This is a genomic window from Bacillus sp. T33-2 (genome assembly GCF_002860205.1).
GTDB lineage: Bacteria > Bacillota > Bacilli > Bacillales > Cytobacillaceae > T33-2.
Genome location: NZ_PGVB01000010.1, coordinates 512818 through 533433, shown reverse-complemented (window position 1 = coordinate 533433; position 20616 = coordinate 512818). Strand labels below are relative to the sequence as shown.

Sequence of the window (20616 nt, the reverse complement as noted above, 5' to 3'; positions counted from 1 at the left end):
GGGGAATGGCCATGGCCAGGAAAATGGGCTTTTATGCGGTTTTAGCCTATGTGCTTTATGGGTTTGCCGTTTACTGGTATCTTTTTTATTTTGCAGATACAAGCCTTCCGTTCGAATTCGAAGGCTCACGTGCAGACCCGGCCACCTTTCTAAACGGCAGGGAGCTGGCGCTCACTGAAGAATACTCCAAAATAAGGAATCTGATATTTTTCCTATCAACTCCATTTGAGTGGCTTTTTTATTTTCTCATACTGTTGATGGGGCTGTCAGGGGCAATGAAAAGGTGGAGCGAGAACTCGGCGAAAAATAAATTTGCCCGGGTTGGAATATATCTCTTCTGGCTGTCAATCTTCTCATTTCTGATTTCATTGCCGCTTAGCTACACCAGTTACACCCTGTCAAAATGGTATAACATTTCAACCCAGACCTTTGCTTCATGGATGAAGGACCAGTTAATTGACTTCTGGGTAAGTTTTGGGACGATGTTCGTAATCATCGTCGTTTTATACTGGCTCATGAACAGGAGCAAAAAGCTCTGGTGGGTTTTTGCATGGCTGCTGTCGATTCCTTTCACACTGTTCGTCATGTTTCTGCAGCCAGTTGTGATTGATCCGCTTTATAATGATTTTTATCCGTTAAAAAACAAGCAGCTGGAAGCGAAGATCCTCGACCTGGCGGGCCAGGCCAATATACCGGCAGAGCATGTGTTTGAGGTCAATATGGCTGAAAAAACAAATGCGCTCAATGCCTATGTGACAGGAATCGGATCAAATGCGCGGATTGTGCTCTGGGATACAACACTCCAACGGCTGACTGATGACCAGATCTTATTCATTATGGCTCATGAAATGGCGCATTACGTTGAGAAGCATATCTATATTGGTATTGCGGGGTACCTGCTGATATCACTCGCGGGGCTTTACATCGCATACAGGCTGATGAACTGGGCTGTGGCGCGCTGGGGAAAGGAATTGAAGATTCCGGAAGTTGGTGATATCCGCTCGTTTCCTTTGTTTCTCATGATTATGTCGGTGCTCGCGTTTGCCTCAGACCCGTTTACAAACATAGTTTCCCGCTACCAGGAAAACCGGGCTGATAAATATGCGATCGAAATGACCGAAAACACGGATGCAGCGATTACATCGTTCCAGGTGCTTACTAAAGCTGGACTTAGCCAGGTTAACCCTCCTTTACTGGTGAAAATTTTCCGATACGGGCACCCGACCATGCTCGACCGGATTGCCAGGCTTGAAGAATACGAAATCAGAAAAAGAAATGAACAAGAATTAAGGCCCCGGTGAGGGCTTTGTTTTTGTTAGGGGTGGTGGAGTGAAAGTTGATGTCAGAATACAAGACTTTGTGATTTGTCTCCGGTGGCCGAATCGAATATGGACGTTATCCTACAATAAAAAACCTTTGCATGTTTTGCAAAGGTTTTAAACATAAATCCTACGTTCCGTAAAGCCTGTTCAGATCCTTCAATTCTTCTGTCAGAGATAAAAAAGTTACTTTGTCCCGGTCATCGATTGCTTTATCAATTTTGGTAAGAAGCCGTTCTTTCCTGGTGTTAAGCTGGATTTCAGAAATCAGCATATCTACATATAAATCCAAAACAAATGTCTCTTTTGCTTTTACGCGTTTCATGACACTGGCCTTCATCATCTCTGAATAGGATTTTTCGTTCATTGCCCCCACCTCTTAACCCTTTTTTATATTATATGGAGTTAACGAATGATAATCAACAAGTATTTATAATTTTTAGAAAATTTAAAGTGTCAATTTGTGAATAAATTTAGAACAAATGTTATTTTTTGTTAAAAAGTTGATACGAAATGGTACTATAGGGGGGAATACTTAAGGAGATGAGACAATTGAATAACAGACCAAAAGGCTTAATTGAAGAGTACGAAATTAACCCATGTACCATGCTCATTACTCCATATGTTTACGGCAGCAAAACCTATTCACAAATATTTGAATTGGAAGATGAATTCCTCTCACCTTTTAAACCAATTGACATCATCAAGAAGAGCTGCGAGTACTTTGGATCCAGCTATGAAGGCAGGAAAGAAGGGACGAAACAGCTTACCGGGATCACCCATAAGGTGCCCATCATTATCGACCCTACAAATTTAATTTACTTCCTGCCGACAACATCGCCGCTCAATCCAAAATGCTACTGGGTATCCCACGAACACGTATTGAGCCACAAACGGCTCAGCCCGAACAGTACCCAAGTAACATTCCGAAACAAAAAGACCTTTGTCATTCCCGTTTCATACAATTCTTTTGAAAACCAGCTGTTAAGGACTGCCTTGCTGAGGACCAGGCTTATCCAAAGGCTTAAGGAGACTGAGAGGAAGGCACTATATTTTCTTCAGGGGACCCGGTATTCTGAAGTAAGTGGCGTGCATAACGAGGGCATTATAAACGAGATTTACAGGGGCCATTAGCAACCTCGTCCGTGGCACGTCCCGGCTAATAAAAACAGCATGATTTAGTTTTCATGCTGTTTTTTTTGTCTGGCCGAGTAGCCCGGCTATGTGCCGCACGATTTGGAAAAATGCCCTAGTTGGTTCTTGGGCTTTGTCCGGCTGCTGGGATTGAATAACTGCCTTGATACAAATTTCAGGACGTATCTTTCTAATGTGAATCATGGAAAAATCCCCTGCATAGTAGACAGATTAATGTACCTCTTTGTTATCTGCCACTATAAGGGGATTATACCATTTTACGTGTTATCATGTTGTATTAGAATGGATATACCTTGTTCCCTTCTTGTACAGTTACCCATTGCACAGTTGTGAATTCTTCTAGTGACCACTGGCCTCCAAAACGTCCTAAACCGGATCCTTTTTCTCCGCCAAAAGGCATCTCGGCTTCTACGTGGACGGATTGGTCATTTACGTGAGCCATGCCACTTTCGATCTGTTGGGCTACCGCCACACCCCTTGCTAAATCTTTGGTGAAGATGCCGGCACTCAATCCATATTCAGTTTCGTTTGCCAACCGGATTCCTTCTTCTTCTGTTTCAAAAGAAATAATTGTTGCGATCGGGCCGAAAATTTCACATTGGGAAATGCCCCCGTTATTCTTCACATCCGTGAAAACGAAAGGAGTGACGACGTTTCCGTCTCTTTTCCCTCTTAACGCTACCGTTGCGCCCTCATCCTCCGCCATTTTTGCAAAGTTGAGCACTTTCTCAATTTGCCTTTCGTTGATGAGCGGTCCAATCACGACAGTAGGGTCTGCCGGATTTCCATAAGACAGTCCAGAGGCTTTGGCAACGAACTTTTTGACAAATTCATCATGGACAGAACGGTGTACTAGAATACGGTTCACTATCATGCAAATTTGTCCGCAGTGTAGGAACTTGCCAAAGACCGCTGCATTTACAGCCTGGTCTACGTCTGCATCTTCTAACACTAGGAATGGCGAGTTACCACCTAATTCTAATGCCACACGTTTTAAGTTCCGGCCGGCAACAGCACCGATGTGGCGGCCTACTGCAGTGGAACCTGTGAAAGAAACGAAATTGGCCGCAGGGTTATCCACCATGGCATCGCCAATTTCAGCAATGTCGGCAATGATCAAATTAAAGATGCCAGCTGGAAGTCCTGCTTCTTCAAATGCTTTCGCGATCACAGTGCCTCCGGACATGGCTGTTTGTAAATCTGGTTTATGGACCACTGCATTACCCGCAGCAATGGCTGGGACAATTGTTCTGATGGAAAGGAACAATGAGAAATTAAAAGGACTGATCGAACTGACGACGCCAATTGGTTTTCTAATTACATGATTGACTTTGCCAGGTGTTTCGTTAGATGGGGAAACTACTGGTTCCATGCGTTTCGGATATGTAGCAGCTTCTTTAAAGGCCTGCAGGGTTGCATAAAGTTCGAACTGTGCCTTGCCTACAGTGCTTCCCGATTCTTGTACCATTATGTCTACGATCTCTTCTGAATGATCTTCCATAAATTTTGCGGCCCTATGTAATACGGCAATTTTTTCTTCCGCAGATGTTTTCTCCCATTCTTTTTGTGCTTTGTTTGCAATCAAGAATGCGCTGTTTACATCCTCTTTTGAAGCTAAAGCCACCTCAGCAATGACCTCGTTATTGAAAGGGTTGAGAATGGTCCCCTTTTTCTTGCTCGTTCCTTCTTTCCATTCTCCGTCAATAAATTGATTGGTTACTTCGATGAACTTGTTCATTTTAAACCCCTTATCGTGATGTTCATGGTGCTCCAGGATTGCAGGCTTTTATACTAATCTATAAACATAGAATCCTTATCGAATAGTTATAGTCTTTTTCTTAATAAAAGTCGATCTATTGTCCTGTGTTAAAAATAACTATAACAATCGAACGACGCCTATCACTAGCCCCGCTGTCAAAAGACTATGGATTGTTCAGTTCACTGGACGGGATTATTTGATGGATCAGGGCAGTCGAATCAAAATAATCTTTAAAATGCCTAACATCAGGAGATGTATTGTCGATAAAAAAGGTATGACTAATATACTACATCAAGGAGTGTAACTTATGAATAGCTTGGATATGGCCATGTCTCTTGCGCCGATACTTACAAAAATACTGAAAGATGAAGATTTTATCGTGGCAATTACCGATACAGAACAATACATATATGCTTCACCAGGAAAATTTTTAGATCCAGGTATAAAACAAGGACAACCTTTTTTAGATTATGATCTATTCGGCCAAATTAAAAAGCAATTAAAAAAAGTGGAGATTTTAACGCCTCCTGAATATGGCACACCCTTTAAAGGAGTCGGCTACCCTTTATTTGACGAAAACAACAATTGGATTGGTTCTATAGGTTTTGGTATTAGTTTGGAAAAAGAGTACGTCCTTAAAGATATTATTGATAATTTAAATAATATTTCAGTTACTATAGGTGAACAAACAAGTACGATTACAGCACATGCAGAGGAACTGTCGGCTACGATTCAAGAAATTTCAGCTTCCTCTGAAATTACGCTTCAGCATACTCAGGAAATAAATAATGTTATTTCTTTTATAGATAGCGTGTCCCAACAGTCTAATTTGCTTGGGCTTAATGCTTCAATCGAAGCCGCAAGAGCTGGAGAACACGGAAAGACTTTTTCTGTGGTTGCAACAGAGATAAGGAAACTATCCAATAGTAGCGGAGAAGCCTCTAAAAAAATTGGTACCTTTTTGGGGGATATGAAGGAACAAATCACGGGCGTAACAAAAAGTATAGGAGAAATTGAAAAATCATCGACCGAACTTAGCGCAAACGCTGAAATGTTTACTAAGCTTACTGAAGAGTTAAATCAACTGAACGAGACACTTAATAGTTTCATTAGTGGCTTATTAAAAGACAAGTAAAATTCGTTCCCGCCTTTATCGATAAATAATATAGTGAAGCCAGCGCATAAGCTGCTGGCTTCTTTATGGTGGTAATGAGGTTATTTTGGAAGCCGATTTTTGCGGGGATAGTTCATAAAAACAGGCTTTTTTATACTCCATATCTCAATCAGGCAGGAAAGAGGGCACCAAACATTTACCGGAATCACCCACAAAGTGCCCCTCATCAGTCGACCCTACAAATTTAATTTACTTCCTGCCAACAACATCGCCGCTCAATCCAAAATGCTACTGGGTATCCCACGAACACGTATTGAGCCACAAACGGCTCAGCCCGAATAGTACCCAAGTAACATTCCGAAACAAAAAGACCTTTGTCATTCCCGTTTCATACAATTCTTTTGAAAACCAGCTGTTAAGGACTGCCTTGCTGAGGACCACGCGTATCCAAAGGCTGAAAGAGACCGAGCGGAAGGCACTTTATTTCCTCCAGGGAAACCGTTATTCCGAAATAAGCGACGTACATACCGGGGCATCATAAACGAGATTTACAGGGGCCATTAGGTGAGGCGCGGCGCTAGACATGCCTCTCGGCCGGATTAATAATTAGTTAATATTTACTGCCAAAACAGCATGAGTTAGTTCATGCTGTTTTTTCATGCTCGGATTACAACACAGATCTGCTTTAATTTTTTTGCATATTACCGATACTATAGTATTAGATTGTAGAAATGATTTTTAGAAAAGGGGATTTTTTATTTGCCATGCTTAACAAAATTGATTCTTTAGAAAATCTTATTGCACTAATACCAATCATAAAAACATCCGTACCAGCTGATTTATCGATTGCTATTTGTGATGTGGAAAAATTTCTCGCCTACTTTCCGGGTGAAACAATAAATTTAAATATTAAGGCAGGACAGCGATTGAACGCAGAAGAGCCGCTTACATTGGCCATTAGGAAGAATCAACCATTAAAATCTGATGTACCTGCAGATTTCTACGGTTTTGAGTTTACCGGCACTGCAACACCTCTTCACGACAAAAGCGGCCGAGTGATCGGTGGGATTGCGGTCCAAATACGCAGGCAAAGTGAATTGAGAGCCATCGCAGATCAAATCTCACTGTCATTATCGCAGGCTAATGAGCAGATTACTAACGTTGCTTCCGGGTCAAATTCACTTGCTGATTTCTCGCAAAAACTGCTAATCCAGTCTGAACAAGCTGGGGAAAATGTGAATAACTCTGCCAAAGTCCTGTCCATCATAAAAACAGTTGCTGCGCAAACGAACTTACTCGGCCTTAACGCAGCAATAGAAGCGGCCCGTGCAGGGGAGAAAGGCAGGGGGTTTGAAGTTGTAGCCAAAGAAATTCAAAAGTTCTCGAATGAAACCGTTTCGTCAACTCAAAAAATTAATGAAACCATGGACCAAATTAAAGAAGCTACACACCAAATGTCGATTTCAATAGAGAAAATAGCTGCTATTGGGCAGGAACAGGCTGCTTCCGTACAGCATATATCAGCATTTATACAGGAAATACAGGCAATGTCCAACAAGCTTAACCAGTTCGCCAATAAATTATAAAAAACGAAAAAAATAAACCGAAAAAGGCCAACGTGAAATTGTTGGCCTTTTTATATGATATTCTTAACATTCTTATATAAAACTGTGGCGCGCGCAGTCGGCCCTTTGGTGCTTTTTTCCTTCAGGATTTAAAGGACATGAACCTGGTTTCTGCCCCTTTGTTTTGAAAGGTATAACGCGGCATCAGCACGATTTATGACTGATTCAATTCCGTCTTCCGGCTGCAATGTAGCCACTCCAAAACTTGCTGTTATAGATCCTGCTTCCTCAAAATTATGAGATTCTATAAGCATTCTCATTCTTTCTGCCTCGTTTAACGCATTGATTTTTCCGCTGACCACTATTATGAACTCTTCACCTCCCCATCTTCCAAGAAATTCATTTTCGTTTTTATCGCGTGTTATGAGTGATGCAAGCTGTTTAAGCACTGAGTCACCGACATCATGGCCATAGTTGTCATTAATTGATTTGAAATGATCAATATCAAACATGATTATGGAAATTGCTGAATCAGATTGCTGAATCTGCTGTTTAAGGATTTCATCTATTTTTCGCCTGTTCGGCAAATTTGTCAGGTGGTCTGTACCTGCAGCTTTTTCCAGTTCCTGATTTATGAGGTAAATCTTAAAAATTTCTTGCAGAAAATAGAATGCGAGGATGAAGACACAAAGGGAAATGAAGAAATTCAGCAGTATTCTGCTAACAAACTGTGGATAAGCATGTTGAGAAAAAGCAAATAAAGTGACCGCTAACATTCCTGAATAAATAAACATGGAGAATATTAGTGCCTTTTTCTTAGGCAATATAATAAAAGCCATAATAAAAAGAGCTGGAATCCAAAATAAAAAACCCCCTGAATCTGAAAAGGAATGTTCAGGTATTTCGTAAAATAAAACATGATGGAAATATAAAAAGAGAATGATGGAAATCAAGAACAACGTTATGAGTTCAACTTGTCTGAGCCAATTTTCTTTGAATTTTAACACAACAAAGCCAATCATAAACCAAGACAACATGATAAAATCTTTTAAATAGTCTTCGACATGCAGCCTTACATTGCCAGAATAATAATATAGCTGGTTTAGAATTAGTGACATGCTAAAGACGGGAAATACTACTAAAAACATTTTTCTTTTTAGTTTATTAAAATCCCTGTGCATCTACCCTTGCATCCTTTCCTACACAGTAAGTGTTAGGTATTTTGTACTAAGTTGATTGTAACTAAAAAAATGATAAATTAGAAGTTTTGTAGTGTGTTTAACGGGCCAGGATTATCTTGAAAACTTGAGATATTAGTTTTTTTTGTATTTTTTGTTTGAAACTAATGGAATTCTTGTCTGAATCAATAAAATTTGTATCCAAAACATGAAAATATATGTTTAAAGCCCATTTTACAATTATCATAAAAAATGGTTTATTTTTAGTAGGCATAATTTCCTATTAGCGCTTTGTTTATGATTTTTATAAAGCATGCTGAAATCCATTCAATTTTATGAAGGGCCCGAGTTCAATTCCTGAATTGTGGAATAGAAAGTCCAGCCCCTTTACATAAAAAAATTTAACAAAGGGAGATTGAAATGATCACGACTGAATACCTTTCGCAAGCTGCCCTTCTGGAAAGTGTACTTTCCTCGTTAAGCAATGTGGTCCCTGCTCCTTACCGAAAAGAAACATTGCGGACTGTTGACGGGCCTTTGCATGTACAATTCGGAGTTTTAATTGGAATCACAGGACAGCTCAAAGGAAAATTAATATTCAAGGGACCTGTCGAATTATTTGGTGCTCTTGGAGAATCCATGTTCGGAATGCCTCTGGAGGGGGAAATGTTGAAGTCCTTTGCCGGGGAACTAGGCAATATGATTTCGGGAGGATTTTGTGCAAAAGTTTTTGAACAGGGGATCAGTATCGATATCACTTCCCCCACCATTATGGAAGGGGATTCCCGGATATCCGGATTCAAGGCTGGACATGAAGTGATTGTGAGTTTTGATGGAAAAGGGCCGCTATCCCTCTCCGTCCTGTTTGATTAAAGTCCTGCGGGAGAGCCATCAGCATGGGAGACTATATAGAGTTGTTGCTTCAGGCAGACCCTATGATTCTCATGTTGCTGTTGATTGGAAAACTTACACGCCGAAATAACGTGGCCTTAAATGCACAAACATACAAATTATAGAAGAGAGGTTGATATTTTATGGCACGAGTGTTGGTTACCGATGATGCGGCATTTATGAGAATGCAGCTAAAAGATATGATTACGAAGGCAGGCCATGAAGTGGTCGGCGACGCCGATAATGGAATAGTGGCGGTGGAAAAGTACATAGAGCTCCGGCCCGATATTGTAACGATGGATATCACGATGCCTGAAATGGATGGTGTGAGTGCTGTCAAAGAAATAAAAAAAATTGACCCGGACGCAATTATTTTGATGTGTTCAGCCATGGGCCAGCAGCAAATGGTTATAGACGCCATTCAAGCAGGTGCAAAGGACTTTATCGTGAAGCCATTCTCAGCGGACCGAATAGCAGACGCATTAAAAAAATACGTTTAACAGGCATGACAAAACCGGGCAGAGGCAACCAGCACAGTTGGTTGCCTTAAGCTTGTTGGCACACAATGTGTTGGAATATTTATTGTAAGAATAATCTGTACTGTTATCATAGAAATGGCTTGACAGTGAGACTCGGGGCATCAAAATAATCCCCTGCATTGCTTTTTTTGCCTGAAATAATACAATGTGGTGCTGAAACATCCCTTTTTCCCGCTAAACGGCAGAAAAACATGCTAAAGACTATTGGACAGTCTTTTAAAATTATGGTTTGCTTAATGATGTGGCTAATTATGTTTGTGTGGTGAACTGGCCATGAGGCTTGAATCCAGATGGTATTCATTATTAGCCTGCAAATTAATGTATGCAGCAAGGCGAGGTATTATTTTAATATGATAGTGTTACAAGATTTTTTCGTGAATTTTTGCATCTTATGCACTGGAATCTTTTTAATTGATCTTCTGTGCAATAACCATAAAAAGTATCTAAAGACAAAAATATACCGAAACTTGCATGGCGGAATGTTGCATGGGTTGTTTGGCGTTCTTTTGATGCAGTTTGGGATTAATCTGCAAAATGGTCTTCTGATTGACTTGAGAGTCATCCCTATGATGATTGCAGCCTACATCGGAGGATGGGTTTCAGTCGTCACTTCAGCTACGATTTTGATCATTGCAAGATTTGCCTTGTACCCTGTCACTATTTCATCTTTCACAAATATCGTGGTGCTTTCCATATCTGCGATAGCATTTGCAGTTATTTGTGCTTCGAAAATGAAAAGTGAGAAAAAGTGGTTTTTTATGGTGATATCTTTTTTGATTCCGCTTGGCCTGGTGTTTCATTTAGTTATTCCGGAAGTAGGGAAGGCTGTAATCATATTTATCCAGTATGGCGTGGCAGTCGGATGTGGTACATACGGTGCATATGTACTTAAATCTTACCTCATGCGCAACCGGCACAATTATGAAATGCAAAGAAAATTTGCTGAAAGAGATTATTTGACTGGATTATGCAATGTCAGGACTTTCAATAATTGCATCAATTCTTTACATATGAAAGCAGCCGAAAGCAATGATCCTTTATCTTTATTGGTACTTGATATCGACCACTTTAAGAAAATAAACGATACATATGGCCATCCCGCCGGCGATAAGGTTCTAAAACACATTAGCCAGCTGCTATTACTTTTATGCAGGTCGGTGGATGTTGTTTCCCGCAATGGGGGAGAGGAATTTAGTGTGATCATGCCCGCTTCTGATGAGCATTCGGCAAGGGCCGTTGCGGAAAGGCTTCGGCAGGCGGTAGAACAAACTGATTTTAGAATCAACGGCGATACTCATTTAAAAATTACAATCTCCATTGGCTATGCCACTGCCAACAAGGACAACCCTCTTACTGTGAACGAGCTGATCAGGCAAGCGGACCAGGCACTTTATTCAGCAAAACAAAAAGGCCGAAACTGTGTAATCGGCCACCACATGGATCTTCTTGATGTTATTGTTTGATTGACTTAAACACTGCCCACTTTCAGCTCAGCAAATCATTTTGCTGGGTTTTTTTATATTTTATCAAGTCTGGCAATGCATTTTTTGAAAAAATTTAAAAATGTTCAGTTTTTGCTTGAATGAACTAATGATCATCCTGTAATGATGAAAAACGGTGTTGAATGTCCGCAATTCTTGTCTGATGACCATTGGACACCAATCTGTGACTGTGATTTCATATAAAGAGATAACTAGGATGAAAGACCTATTCTGATCGTAACAGTTAAATATGCAATTTGGCCACTTTCAACATCAAGATTTTCAATTAAGGAGCATACAATATGGGCACACCTGTCTTAAAAATACCTGAATTGATTAGAGAACGTTTATTTTATACTGAATTTCAGCCTTTATGGGATCCAGCAACTGATACTATTTTTGCGTTCGAAGCTTTTATCCGGACAGTACCACTAATCAACCCGTTGGTGATTTTTGAGAATGCACGAAAAACAGGAGATTTGTATGATTTTGACACTGCTTCTCTAGTGAATGCAGTGAAAGAATATCCGAATTCTTATTTTCAGAAGTATTTATTATTTGTAAATGTGTTTCCTTCAACTATCATCCATTCGCAGTTTCCTGAATTCATCCAAAAGCTGGTGGAAAGTTATCCGGATATAACAGGCAGGGTCGTGTTTGAAATCAATGAAGCTGCAATTGAGCAATGCTATTGGGCAAAAGCTATTTTTTCAGAGCGTTTATCCCTTTTAAAAACAAATGGTTTCCAAATCGCATTTGATGATATGACATTTTCTAAAATGACATTAAAAAAAATCACGAAGTTCGGGCCGGATTTTGTTAAGCTTGATCGCAGTTGTTCCGAGAAGCTGACTGACTCACCGGATAAACAGAATAATATCGCCCGCTTATTGTCTTTTTCAAACGAAGATATGAAAGTAGTGCTTGAAGGCATTGAGACAAATGCGGACTTATTAACGGCTAAGGAGCTGGGGGTTCCGCTGCTCCAGGGGTATTATATAGCAAGGCCGGGCCGGTTATGAATCATAAGAAATTGGCCGGTTACGAAGCACCATGCTTTTGTGCCCCGGCCTTGGCGGAATGCCTTTTATAGAGGTAGTGTTCGAGCAGTTCCTGTACTTTATTGCGTATGCGCGGGTTAAAATAATTATGGTTTTCTTCATAGCCGTGGTACAAAAAAAGGTACATCGTAAAAGCTTCATCTCTCTGGAGCTGCTTGACAGCAAGCTGGTTTTTCTTCATGTAGCGTTTCACTGACGCCAGCTCCTTTTGAATGACTTTCATTGTTTCTTCAATCAAATTGAGATACGGCTGTCTCAGCTTAAAAGGACTGTTTTCAATTACGGTAATATCCCGGTTCAATACGGTTAATACCATCGGCAAATAGATTGCCTGTTCCATCACATTGCGGTCTTCTTCCGGAATCCTTGTCATAACGCCTTGCCCCTTTATCATTTCAAGAACATTTGTTCGTAATTATCATACTTCAAACAGAGGGATAATTTCAACAAAAATTTGCACCATGTCTGAACCGTGCCCCTGCCCTTTTGTTACAGCTTCTCCCTTTACTATAAAAATTAATATTGAATTATTGCAGGCAAGGCAGGAAAACTATTTCTGCTATCGAAATAATTATGAAGCCTAAAAGTAAGGGATGAGAATATTGGATAATAGAAGATATGTGTCAGCCGAAGATTTATACAGCCTGAAATCGGTGACTGATCCACAGCTGTCACCAGATGGTACAAGCTGTATTTTTGTACAGACGGAAATTGTCAAAGAAAAACACGAGTATGCATCCAATTTGTACTGTCTAAATGTTAAAAAGAAGAATGGCCCAGTACAATGGACCTTTGGTGAATTTCGCAACAGTTCCCCACGCTGGTCACCTGATGGATCGAAGATTGCTTTTCTGTCAAACCGAAGTGGAAAAAACCAGATATATTTGTTGAACGCTTCAGGCGGAGAGGCCAGGCAGGTCACTTTTTGCAGGAACGGGGCCAGCAGCCCGGCCTGGTCGCCGGACGGCAGGCGGATCGCTTTTTCAGTCAATCTGAAACCGCACGAATCTATTCATGATACCGAAATGGAAGAAAAGGAACAAAAAAAACTCAAGCCTCTTGAAGTTGTCAAAATGAAATATAAATCTGACGCTTCAGGGTTCTGGGATGGGAGCTTTAAGCAGATTGCTGTCATTGACATCGAGACAGGGTCAATTGAACAGCTCACAACAGGCACTGCAGATTTTGAATTGCACAGCTGGTCTCCAGATGGAAAGTGGATCGCGGCCTCGGCAGATCTGTCGCAAAATGTTGATTCCTCTTTCAAGAATGATGTTTTACTGATTGATTTTGAAAATAAAGAAATCTCCCCTGTAACGGGTGGCACCGGGTATTTTGGGGATGCAGCTTTCTCGCCTGACGGCAAATATCTAGGTTTTATTGGACACGAACGCGAATATGAGAATGCGACTCTTTCAAAAGTATGGATTCATGACCTGGAATGTAAGAAAACTTCCTGTCTTACAGAGGATCTGGATGTGATGGTCGGAAACGCGGCCGTCGGTGACTTTCACCAGGGGGCGTCCATTCCCGGGATAGCATGGGGAGAAGACAGACAGAGTTTTTATTTTCTAGCGACTGACAATGGCAATACTGTCATCTATTATGGAAACGTAAATGGTGAGATATATCCAGCCCTATTACATAGCCAAAATGTGTACGGTTTCGCCCTTGATGGGAAAAGTCAACGGATCGTGGCGGCAGTAAGCCGGCCGGCCATGCCTGGCGAATTGTTCTTGCTTGAAGTGACGACAGGCAGTCTTGAGCAGTTGACAAGTATAAATGAAGAATTTATGAGCCAGGTTTCCCTGGTGGAGCCGGACGCCATCAGTTTAGCAGGAAGGGACGGCACACCACTGCACGGCTGGGTCATGAAACCAGCCGGTTTTGAAACAGGGAAGAAATATCCGCTCGTCGTGGAGATCCATGGAGGGCCCCATATGATGTATGCCAATACTTATTTTCATGAGTTCCAGCTTTTATCGGCAAATGGCTATGCGGTTCTGTACATTAATCCGAGGGGGAGCCACGGCTATGGGCAAGAGTTCGTTAACGCCGTGCGCGGTGATTACGGGGGCGGTGATTATGAGGATATTATGGCCGCCACCGAATATGCCGTGAAGACATTTGATTTTATTGATAACGACAGGCTTGGTGTCACAGGGGGCAGCTACGGGGGATTCATGACCAACTGGATTGTCGGCCATACAAATATCTTCAAAGCGGCTGTCACGCAAAGGTCGATTTCGAACTGGATCAGCTTCTACGGGGTCAGCGATATCGGGTATTATTTTACCGAGTGGCAGATCAAAAGTGATTTAAATGATGTAGAAACCCTTTGGAAGCACTCGCCGCTCGCTTATGCAGGCAATATCAACACACCGCTTTTGATCCTGCACAGCGAAAAGGATTACCGGTGCCCGATTGAGCAGGCCGAACAATTATTCATTGCCCTTAAAAGGCAAAATAAACAGGCAAAATTCATCCGGTTTCCTGAAGCCAACCACGAATTGTCAAGGAGTGGAAATCCTGGACTCCGGATTGAGCGGTTGAATTACATCATTGGGTGGTTTGACCAATATTTAAAATAACACAGCTTTTTACCGTAACTGGCCATCAGTTGCGGTTTTTTTTATAATAATAGTTTAGCTGTACCTATAATAAAGGAAAATAAACACAACAGGCAGCAAGAAACTTTTCGGGCACCAACTCAGTCATATTAATGACAACAAAAATACATGCATGGAAGGGTTTTCTATATGAGACATGAACGGGCGCAGTACAAGAAAAAACGCAGGAAACTAAGATGGAGAGGGATTTTTTTAATATTGTTCCTTCTTGTTGGAGGCGCTGGCGTCCATTCCTATTTCCAGTTTAAAGCTGGTGAAGCAGAATCAATAAAAGACTCAGGTGTCCAAAGAGAGACATACGAATTTAACGGCAAAAAAGATGACACAGGGACAACCAATATACTTTTACTAGGCAGCGACGCCAGGGGAGATGAACCTTCCCGGGCCGACACAATCATGATTGCGCATTATAACCGTGACAAAGGCACGTATAAACTGACGTCGATTATGAGGGACTCGTATGTAACCATTCCCGGCAAAGGGAAGAATAAAATAAACACAGCATTTTCCGGGGGGCCAGAATTGGTAAGGCAGACGATAAAAGAGAATTTTGATGTAGATTTGCAATATTACGCGATTGTTGATTTCCAGGGATTTGTGAGGCTGATAGATGCCGCTCTTCCAGGGGGAGTGGAAATCGATGTTGAAAAAAGAATGTCAGAGTATATTGACGTAACGCTTGAACCAGGTGTTCAAAAACTGGACGGGACCCATCTGCTTGCGTACGTACGTTTTCGCCATGATGCGGTTGGAGATTTTGGCCGGGTTGAAAGGCAGCAAAAAGTGATGAAGGAAGTGGGCAACCAGCTGGCCAGCATCCAGACCATACCAAAGCTCCCTAAGCTGCTTGGGGTCGTTTCTCCATTTATCAACACGAACATGGATAAAACAGATATGCTGTTCATTGGCAGGGGTTTCCTATCGGAGGAGAACCGCGCGCTTGACACCATCAGGATCCCGGTTGACGGATCATTTGCCAACCAGAGGGTGCGCGGTATCGGTGACGTACTGGCTATCGACCTGGATCAGAACAGGACAGCGTTAAATGAATTTATTGCAAAATAAATCGCTCCGGCATTTTTGGCCGGGATTCTCTTTTTTTAAATTCATGTGTACAATATACGTTATGAGGTAAACAATTAATAAGCATGTTATCTTAATGCTTTTCCGCCAGACGCAAAACTGGCGCTTCCGAAGGCCAGGATGGCCTAGTGCCGACGTTGCCACAGGACGTGGCGTTTTACTCGGCCGACGGCCAGGATGGCCTAGTGTCGACGTTGCCACAGGACGTGCGCGTTTGTAGTCGACCGCTTTTTGTTAAAGGAGATTCTTAATGGACCTAGAATTTATTAAAGAGTGGTTTACACTCGAAAATATTATGGATTTAATCAACGAATACCGTTCATTCGGCCCTCTGCCTGGCATCCTGCTACCCATGCTTGAAGCGTTCATGCCGTTTTTGCCGCTGTTTCTGTTTGTCATGGCAAACGCAAGTGCCTTTGGCTTGTGGCTGGGCTTTTTATTTTCGTGGATCGGTGCCTGCACGGGGGCCTTATTGGTCTTTTTGCTGTTCAGGAAATATGGCCAAAGGAGGATTTTACGGTTCCTGCAAAAGCATTCTAAAGTACGGAGCGGGATGAACTGGGTGGAACGGCACGGCTTTGGACCGTTGTTCCTACTCATGTGTTTCCCTTTCACCCCGTCCGCCCTTGTCAATATGGTTGCCGGACTGTCAAAAATCAGCATTCAGCAATATATGCTGGCCGTACTGGCTGGCAAATTGGTGATGATTTTCACGATCAGCTTTGTTGGCTATGATATCCGCTCCTTGTTGACACAGCCGGCGAGGACGGCAATTGTGATAGTGGTGATTTTCATTCTTTGGTACGCCGGCAAAAGAATTGAACAAAGAATGAATATGAGTGCAGAAAACGAACATAATGGTTGATGGCAGATGGATAACAAAATGGGGTGAGCGATGATGAAAGAAGGGCTGAAAAAAGAAGGGACAGAGTGGTTTAAAGCCTTTGCACTGGGACTTATCATTTTCGCGTTTATCAGGATCTTTTTCTTTTCGAACTATGTTGTTGAAGGGGAGTCAATGCTGCCGACACTTGAAGAAGGGAATAAGCTCGTCGTCAATAAACTGGGCTATGAGGCCGGTGATCTGCAAAGATTCGACGTCATTGTCTTCCATGCGAGCCGAAAAGAGGACTTTGTAAAAAGAGTGATTGGCCTGCCTGGAGACAAAGTCGAATACCGCGATGACCATCTCTACATCAATGATAAAAAAGTAGACGAACCATTTCTGGCCAAGTACAGAAAACAAGCCCTGGGGGGAGCGTTGACAGGAAACTTCACTTTAGAAGAAATCACCGGCTCAAAAACCGTTCCTGAAGGAATGCTGTTTGTCATGGGGGACAACCGGGCCCGCAGCTGGGACAGCAGGCAATTCGGCTGTATTTCCATTGACGATGTAGTTGGTAAAGTCAATTTGCGCTATTGGCCGCTGGAAGAAATGGATATTTCATTTTAAAAATAGGTATTAAAGGGCTCGAATCATTCGAGCCCTTTTTTTATGAAATTATGGTAAAATATTATAAATATTAAGAAAATTAGGTGGGAGAATGATGGATGGTACGCTTCCGTTGATGAAAACGAAATTGATCGTGCCAAATGTTAAAGAACAATGGATTCGCCGCGCGAAGCTTTCCAGGAAAATGAAGAACATTGCCTGGCATCCGTTAACGTTGGTTCAGGCAGGTGCAGGTTACGGCAAAAGTACGGCTTTAGCGCTGTTTGTGAAAGATGAGCAGTGTCCGTGCTGCTGGTATACAATTTCTGCATCTGATGATGATATTCTCCCTTTTCTGGCGCACTTGACAGCTGCCATCAAACAGATTCATTCCGGTTTTGGAAAAGATGTAAGCCGGTTCATGACGGGAATGGACAGATATATCAGGGAAGAGGAACTTGAAAACCTGCGTTCCCTGTTTATCAATGAGATCATGGAAATAGGGGAACCTGTCACGGTCGTTCTCGATGATTTTCATGCAGTCGAACATTCATATAACATAAATATATGGATGGAAAAATTGCTTGAACATATCCCGGAAAACCTCCATCTTGTCATCTCGACCAGAAGCCGGCCGGGCTGGAAAATACTGACGAAAATGAAAGTATCCGGTCTCCTTAATGAACTGACAAAAGAAGATTTAGTATTCAACAAGGAAGAAATCGAGCTGCTTATTTCAGATAACTATGATGCAGAAATAACTGAGGAGGAACTTAACATCCTTTTGGGCATCACTGAAGGGTGGGTGATTGCAATCGGGATGATAGCCCAGCAGCTGCCCCACAAGGCTGGTTTGATGGATTTGTTTCAACAGCCTTCCGGATCGCTGGAGGATCTGTTCCAATACCTCGTCTTGGAGGTATTTTCAAAACAGCCGCCAATGATTCAGCAGTTCCTCGAACAGACCTGCATTCTTGAGGAAATAAATGACGAGGCCTGCGACAAGATCCTCGGAATCAGCGGTTCGGGCACCATGCTTAAGCATCTGACTGACAAAAACTTATTTATCCACCAGGTTGGCGGCAACCAATATCGTTACCATGCTTTGTTCAAGGAACTGTTGGAAAACAGAATGAAGGCAGGGCAGCCAGAAAACTACCGGTTGTTGAGGGAAAGGAGTGCCCGTTACTATGAATCAACGGAAAGATGGGATGAGGCGCTTGCCTGTTATGAAAAAATAAACCGGTTTGATGCCGTTGCATCCATCATGCATGACCAGGGTGCAACGCTATTGGAAAATGGAAAGCTTGAAAGCCTTTATGACAGGCTTTCCAAAATCCCGGTGGGAGAGAAAAACGCATTTTACACCCTTTGGTTCCTCGAAGGAGAGGTGCTCAGATACCGTTCCTTATATAAAGAAGCAGAAGCTTGCTATGACAGGGCTCTGTCCGCAGCTGGGGCCAAGGATGACATGGAATGGAAAAGCCGGGCGCTTGAAGGAAAAGCACGCATTTATCTCGATACAATCCAGCCGCTGAAGGCTGAAAGATTCTTATCCAAGGCCATTGAACTCCGGGAAAAACGGATGCCGGGCCAGATGGGCGGACAAACCGGGGAGCTGTACAGGCTGCTCGCAGAAAACCTGATTAATTCGGGGCAGGCGCTCAAGGCCGAAAAATGGATATCCAGGGCAAGAGCGATGCAGGTTCCAATCCAGGATGGAAATCTGGAGGCCAGATTGTATTTACGTACAGGGAGATTCGATCAGGCAAGAAGATTCTTAAAGGCAAAAGATGATGAGCTGGCTGATATGAGAAAACATACCCTGCCCCAATCACATCGGGAGACAGACCTGCTTCTCGCTTTGATTGAAGCATTCACGGGTAATGGATTACAGTCAAAAATCCTTGCCCAGGACGCGATCCAGTACGGAATTAGAGTCCAGGCACCATTCGTGGAAGCATGCGGCTGGATCCGGATGGGTCACGCGGTGCTGTTAAATGACGAATATGACGCGGGCCTGGCAGAACAGTGTTATGAAACGGCTCTTGAAATAATGGAGCGGATCAGGGTGGAACGCGGCAAGGCTGAACCCTTGATGGGGCTGTGTTTACTTTACGCAGTCAGGGGTGATTATGAAAGGGCAATTGAAGCAGGCGAACTGGGCTTAAAAGAGACAGAACGAGTGAAGGACACCTGGCTTTCTTCATTGATCACCCTTTGTGTTGGTATTGCGTCGCTTTACAATGGCCGCCTGGCTGAGGCCGAAAACCATTTCCTCCGCGCAGAGGACCTATTTGCACAATGCGGTGATGAGTTCGGGAGGATGCTTTCTGCCTTTTGGCTTTCGTACTTTAATTACCTGGCCGATAATGAGGGGGAGTTCAAACTTCGTTTTGGATCTTTTCTGGAACGGATGGAATCCGGGAGGTATGAATTCTTTCTCAAAAAAAGGACTACATTTGGCCCAAGTGATTTGCAAGTATTCGCACCTCTGTTAATAAAGGCTCAAAAGCTGTCAGTTTCTCCAGCCTGCGTTGCAAAGCTTTTACAGGATCTTAAGCTGTCCAGGCTCAGTTCGCACCCGGGATATACCCTCAAGATCCAGACGCTCGGCCAGTTTCGGGTCTGGATTGGAAATAAAGAGGTGGAGGACAGGGACTGGCAAAGGGGAAAAGCGAAAGAGCTGTTTCAGCTGTTTGTCACCAACCGGAGGAATATGCTATTAAAGGAAGATATATATGAAATGCTTTGGGCTGGACATGATGAAAACCATGCAGCCAGAGACTTCAAAGTGGCGCTTAATGCACTGAATAATGTCCTTGAGCCAAACAGAAAAGCAAGGGCCAACTCGTTTTTTATCATTCGGGACGGGCCCGCTTATGGCTTGAACCCAAACGCGGCGATAGAAATTGATGCCAGCTGGTTTGAAGAGTGGGCCGTTTCCGGACTTGAAGAAAATCAAAGGGAACAAGCAGCCCGTCTTCTTGGAAAAAGCCTTCACCTTTACAAAGGCGATTATTTGCCGGACAGGAAATATGAAGACTGGTGCATTAATGAACGGGAGAGGCTGCTCGTCTGTTTTTTGAGAAGCGCGGAAAAATTGGCCCAATTAAATGTCAGAACTGAAAACTATGACTCCGCCATCCACTGGTGCCTGCAAATCCTCCAGAAAGACCGGACATGGGAAGAAGCGTACAGGCTGCTCATTTTTTGCTATTACCGGAAGAATAACAGGCCCCAGGCGATTAAGTGGTACAAAAAATGCTGTAAAACCCTGGAGGATGAACTGGGCGTTTCCCCGCTGGAACAAACACGGCATATGTATCGAATGGTTATCGAATCAAGCCTGGTTTCAGAGAAAATCCAGCAGCTTTGAAAATCTGCTGGATTTTTTACTTGAAGCGGA

General features: G+C 42.7%; 19 protein-coding genes. 14 read left to right on the top strand and 5 right to left on the bottom strand.

Going from position 1 to position 20616, the window contains the following annotated elements; translation table 11 throughout:
• The first annotated feature begins 11 nt into the window (after window positions 1-11).
• Window positions 12-1301 carry a M48 family metallopeptidase gene (locus tag CVD19_RS09575; protein WP_101581611.1) on the top strand — a complete coding sequence of 430 codons (1290 nt, stop codon included), beginning with the start codon at window positions 12-14 and terminating at the stop codon, window positions 1299-1301.
• Window positions 1302-1449: 148 nt separating this feature from the next.
• Here the strand turns inward: CVD19_RS09575 and CVD19_RS09570 are convergent, their stop codons facing one another.
• The gene (locus tag CVD19_RS09570; protein ID WP_101581610.1) at window positions 1450-1686 is read right to left on the bottom strand and encodes an IDEAL domain-containing protein; all 237 of its coding nucleotides are present in this window, start codon (window positions 1684-1686) and stop codon (window positions 1450-1452) included.
• Window positions 1687-1862: 176 nt separating this feature from the next.
• Here CVD19_RS09570 and CVD19_RS09565 point away from each other — a divergent pair, with 176 nt between their 5' ends.
• Entirely contained in the window at window positions 1863-2453 is a 591-nt protein-coding gene (locus CVD19_RS09565; protein WP_101581609.1) for a competence protein ComK, read from the top strand.
• A 51-nt stretch (window positions 2454-2504) separates the two neighbouring features.
• On the opposite strand, the gene CVD19_RS24670 is transcribed toward CVD19_RS09565, so the two are convergent.
• Together CVD19_RS24670 and CVD19_RS09560 are read right to left on the bottom strand one after the other, a co-directional pair.
• Entirely contained in the window at window positions 2505-2657 is a 153-nt protein-coding gene (locus CVD19_RS24670; RefSeq protein WP_180953566.1) for a hypothetical protein, read from the bottom strand.
• A 94-nt stretch (window positions 2658-2751) separates the two neighbouring features.
• Window positions 2752-4212, bottom strand: a complete 1461-nt coding sequence (locus tag CVD19_RS09560; RefSeq protein ID WP_101581608.1) for an aldehyde dehydrogenase family protein — start codon at window positions 4210-4212, stop codon at window positions 2752-2754.
• Between the two features lie 328 nt (window positions 4213-4540).
• Here CVD19_RS09560 and CVD19_RS09555 point away from each other — a divergent pair, with 328 nt between their 5' ends.
• From CVD19_RS09555 to CVD19_RS09545, 3 genes are all read left to right on the top strand, one after another.
• Window positions 4541-5368 carry a methyl-accepting chemotaxis protein gene (locus CVD19_RS09555; protein WP_101581607.1) on the top strand — a complete coding sequence of 276 codons (828 nt, stop codon included), beginning with the start codon at window positions 4541-4543 and terminating at the stop codon, window positions 5366-5368.
• A gap of 139 nt (window positions 5369-5507) precedes the next feature.
• A complete protein-coding gene (locus CVD19_RS09550; RefSeq protein ID WP_101581606.1) occupies window positions 5508-5888 on the top strand; it encodes a competence protein ComK in 381 nt (126 codons plus the stop codon).
• A gap of 190 nt (window positions 5889-6078) precedes the next feature.
• Window positions 6079-6933: a methyl-accepting chemotaxis protein gene (locus CVD19_RS09545; RefSeq protein WP_374702875.1), complete on the top strand. Its 855-nt coding sequence runs from the start codon at window positions 6079-6081 to the stop codon at window positions 6931-6933.
• 128 nt (window positions 6934-7061) lie between these two features.
• Here CVD19_RS09545 and CVD19_RS09540 read toward each other — a convergent pair whose 3' ends face one another.
• Window positions 7062-7736: a GGDEF domain-containing protein gene (locus CVD19_RS09540; protein ID WP_180953565.1), complete on the bottom strand. Its 675-nt coding sequence runs from the start codon at window positions 7734-7736 to the stop codon at window positions 7062-7064.
• A 774-nt stretch (window positions 7737-8510) separates the two neighbouring features.
• Here CVD19_RS09540 and CVD19_RS09535 point away from each other — a divergent pair.
• From CVD19_RS09535 to CVD19_RS09515, 4 genes are all read left to right on the top strand, one after another.
• Window positions 8511-8963 carry a chemotaxis protein CheX gene (locus CVD19_RS09535; protein ID WP_101581603.1) on the top strand — a complete coding sequence of 151 codons (453 nt, stop codon included), beginning with the start codon at window positions 8511-8513 and terminating at the stop codon, window positions 8961-8963.
• Window positions 8964-9124: 161 nt separating this feature from the next.
• Entirely contained in the window at window positions 9125-9481 is a 357-nt protein-coding gene (locus CVD19_RS09530; protein ID WP_101581602.1) for a response regulator, read from the top strand.
• A gap of 329 nt (window positions 9482-9810) precedes the next feature.
• Window positions 9811-10983 carry a diguanylate cyclase gene (locus tag CVD19_RS09520; RefSeq protein ID WP_101581600.1) on the top strand — a complete coding sequence of 391 codons (1173 nt, stop codon included), beginning with the start codon at window positions 9811-9813 and terminating at the stop codon, window positions 10981-10983.
• Between the two features lie 320 nt (window positions 10984-11303).
• On the top strand, window positions 11304-12023 hold the full coding sequence (locus CVD19_RS09515) for an EAL domain-containing protein (protein WP_101581599.1): 720 nt from the start codon (window positions 11304-11306) through the stop codon (window positions 12021-12023).
• Between the two features lie 19 nt (window positions 12024-12042).
• On the opposite strand, the gene CVD19_RS09510 is transcribed toward CVD19_RS09515, so the two are convergent.
• Complete coding sequence (locus CVD19_RS09510) at window positions 12043-12435, bottom strand: hypothetical protein (protein WP_101581598.1); 393 nt, start codon at window positions 12433-12435, stop codon at window positions 12043-12045.
• A gap of 220 nt (window positions 12436-12655) precedes the next feature.
• On the opposite strand from CVD19_RS09510, the gene CVD19_RS09505 reads away from it, so the two are divergent.
• The 5 genes from CVD19_RS09505 (at window position 12656) to CVD19_RS09485 (ending at window position 20586) form a co-directional block, all read left to right on the top strand.
• Window positions 12656-14653 (top strand): S9 family peptidase, encoded by a 1998-nt coding sequence (locus tag CVD19_RS09505; RefSeq protein ID WP_101581597.1) that lies wholly within the window; start codon window positions 12656-12658, stop codon window positions 14651-14653.
• A gap of 168 nt (window positions 14654-14821) precedes the next feature.
• Window positions 14822-15757, top strand: coding sequence for an LCP family protein (locus tag CVD19_RS09500; protein WP_101581596.1), 936 nt, complete (start codon window positions 14822-14824; stop codon window positions 15755-15757).
• 268 nt (window positions 15758-16025) lie between these two features.
• On the top strand, window positions 16026-16640 hold the full coding sequence (locus tag CVD19_RS09495; protein ID WP_101581595.1) for a TVP38/TMEM64 family protein: 615 nt from the start codon (window positions 16026-16028) through the stop codon (window positions 16638-16640).
• A 33-nt stretch (window positions 16641-16673) separates the two neighbouring features.
• Window positions 16674-17228 (top strand): signal peptidase I, encoded by a 555-nt coding sequence (lepB, locus tag CVD19_RS09490; protein WP_101581594.1) that lies wholly within the window; start codon window positions 16674-16676, stop codon window positions 17226-17228.
• Between the two features lie 94 nt (window positions 17229-17322).
• The gene (locus CVD19_RS09485; protein WP_101581593.1) at window positions 17323-20586 is read left to right on the top strand and encodes a BTAD domain-containing putative transcriptional regulator; all 3264 of its coding nucleotides are present in this window, start codon (window positions 17323-17325) and stop codon (window positions 20584-20586) included.
• Window positions 20587-20616 lie beyond the last annotated feature (30 nt).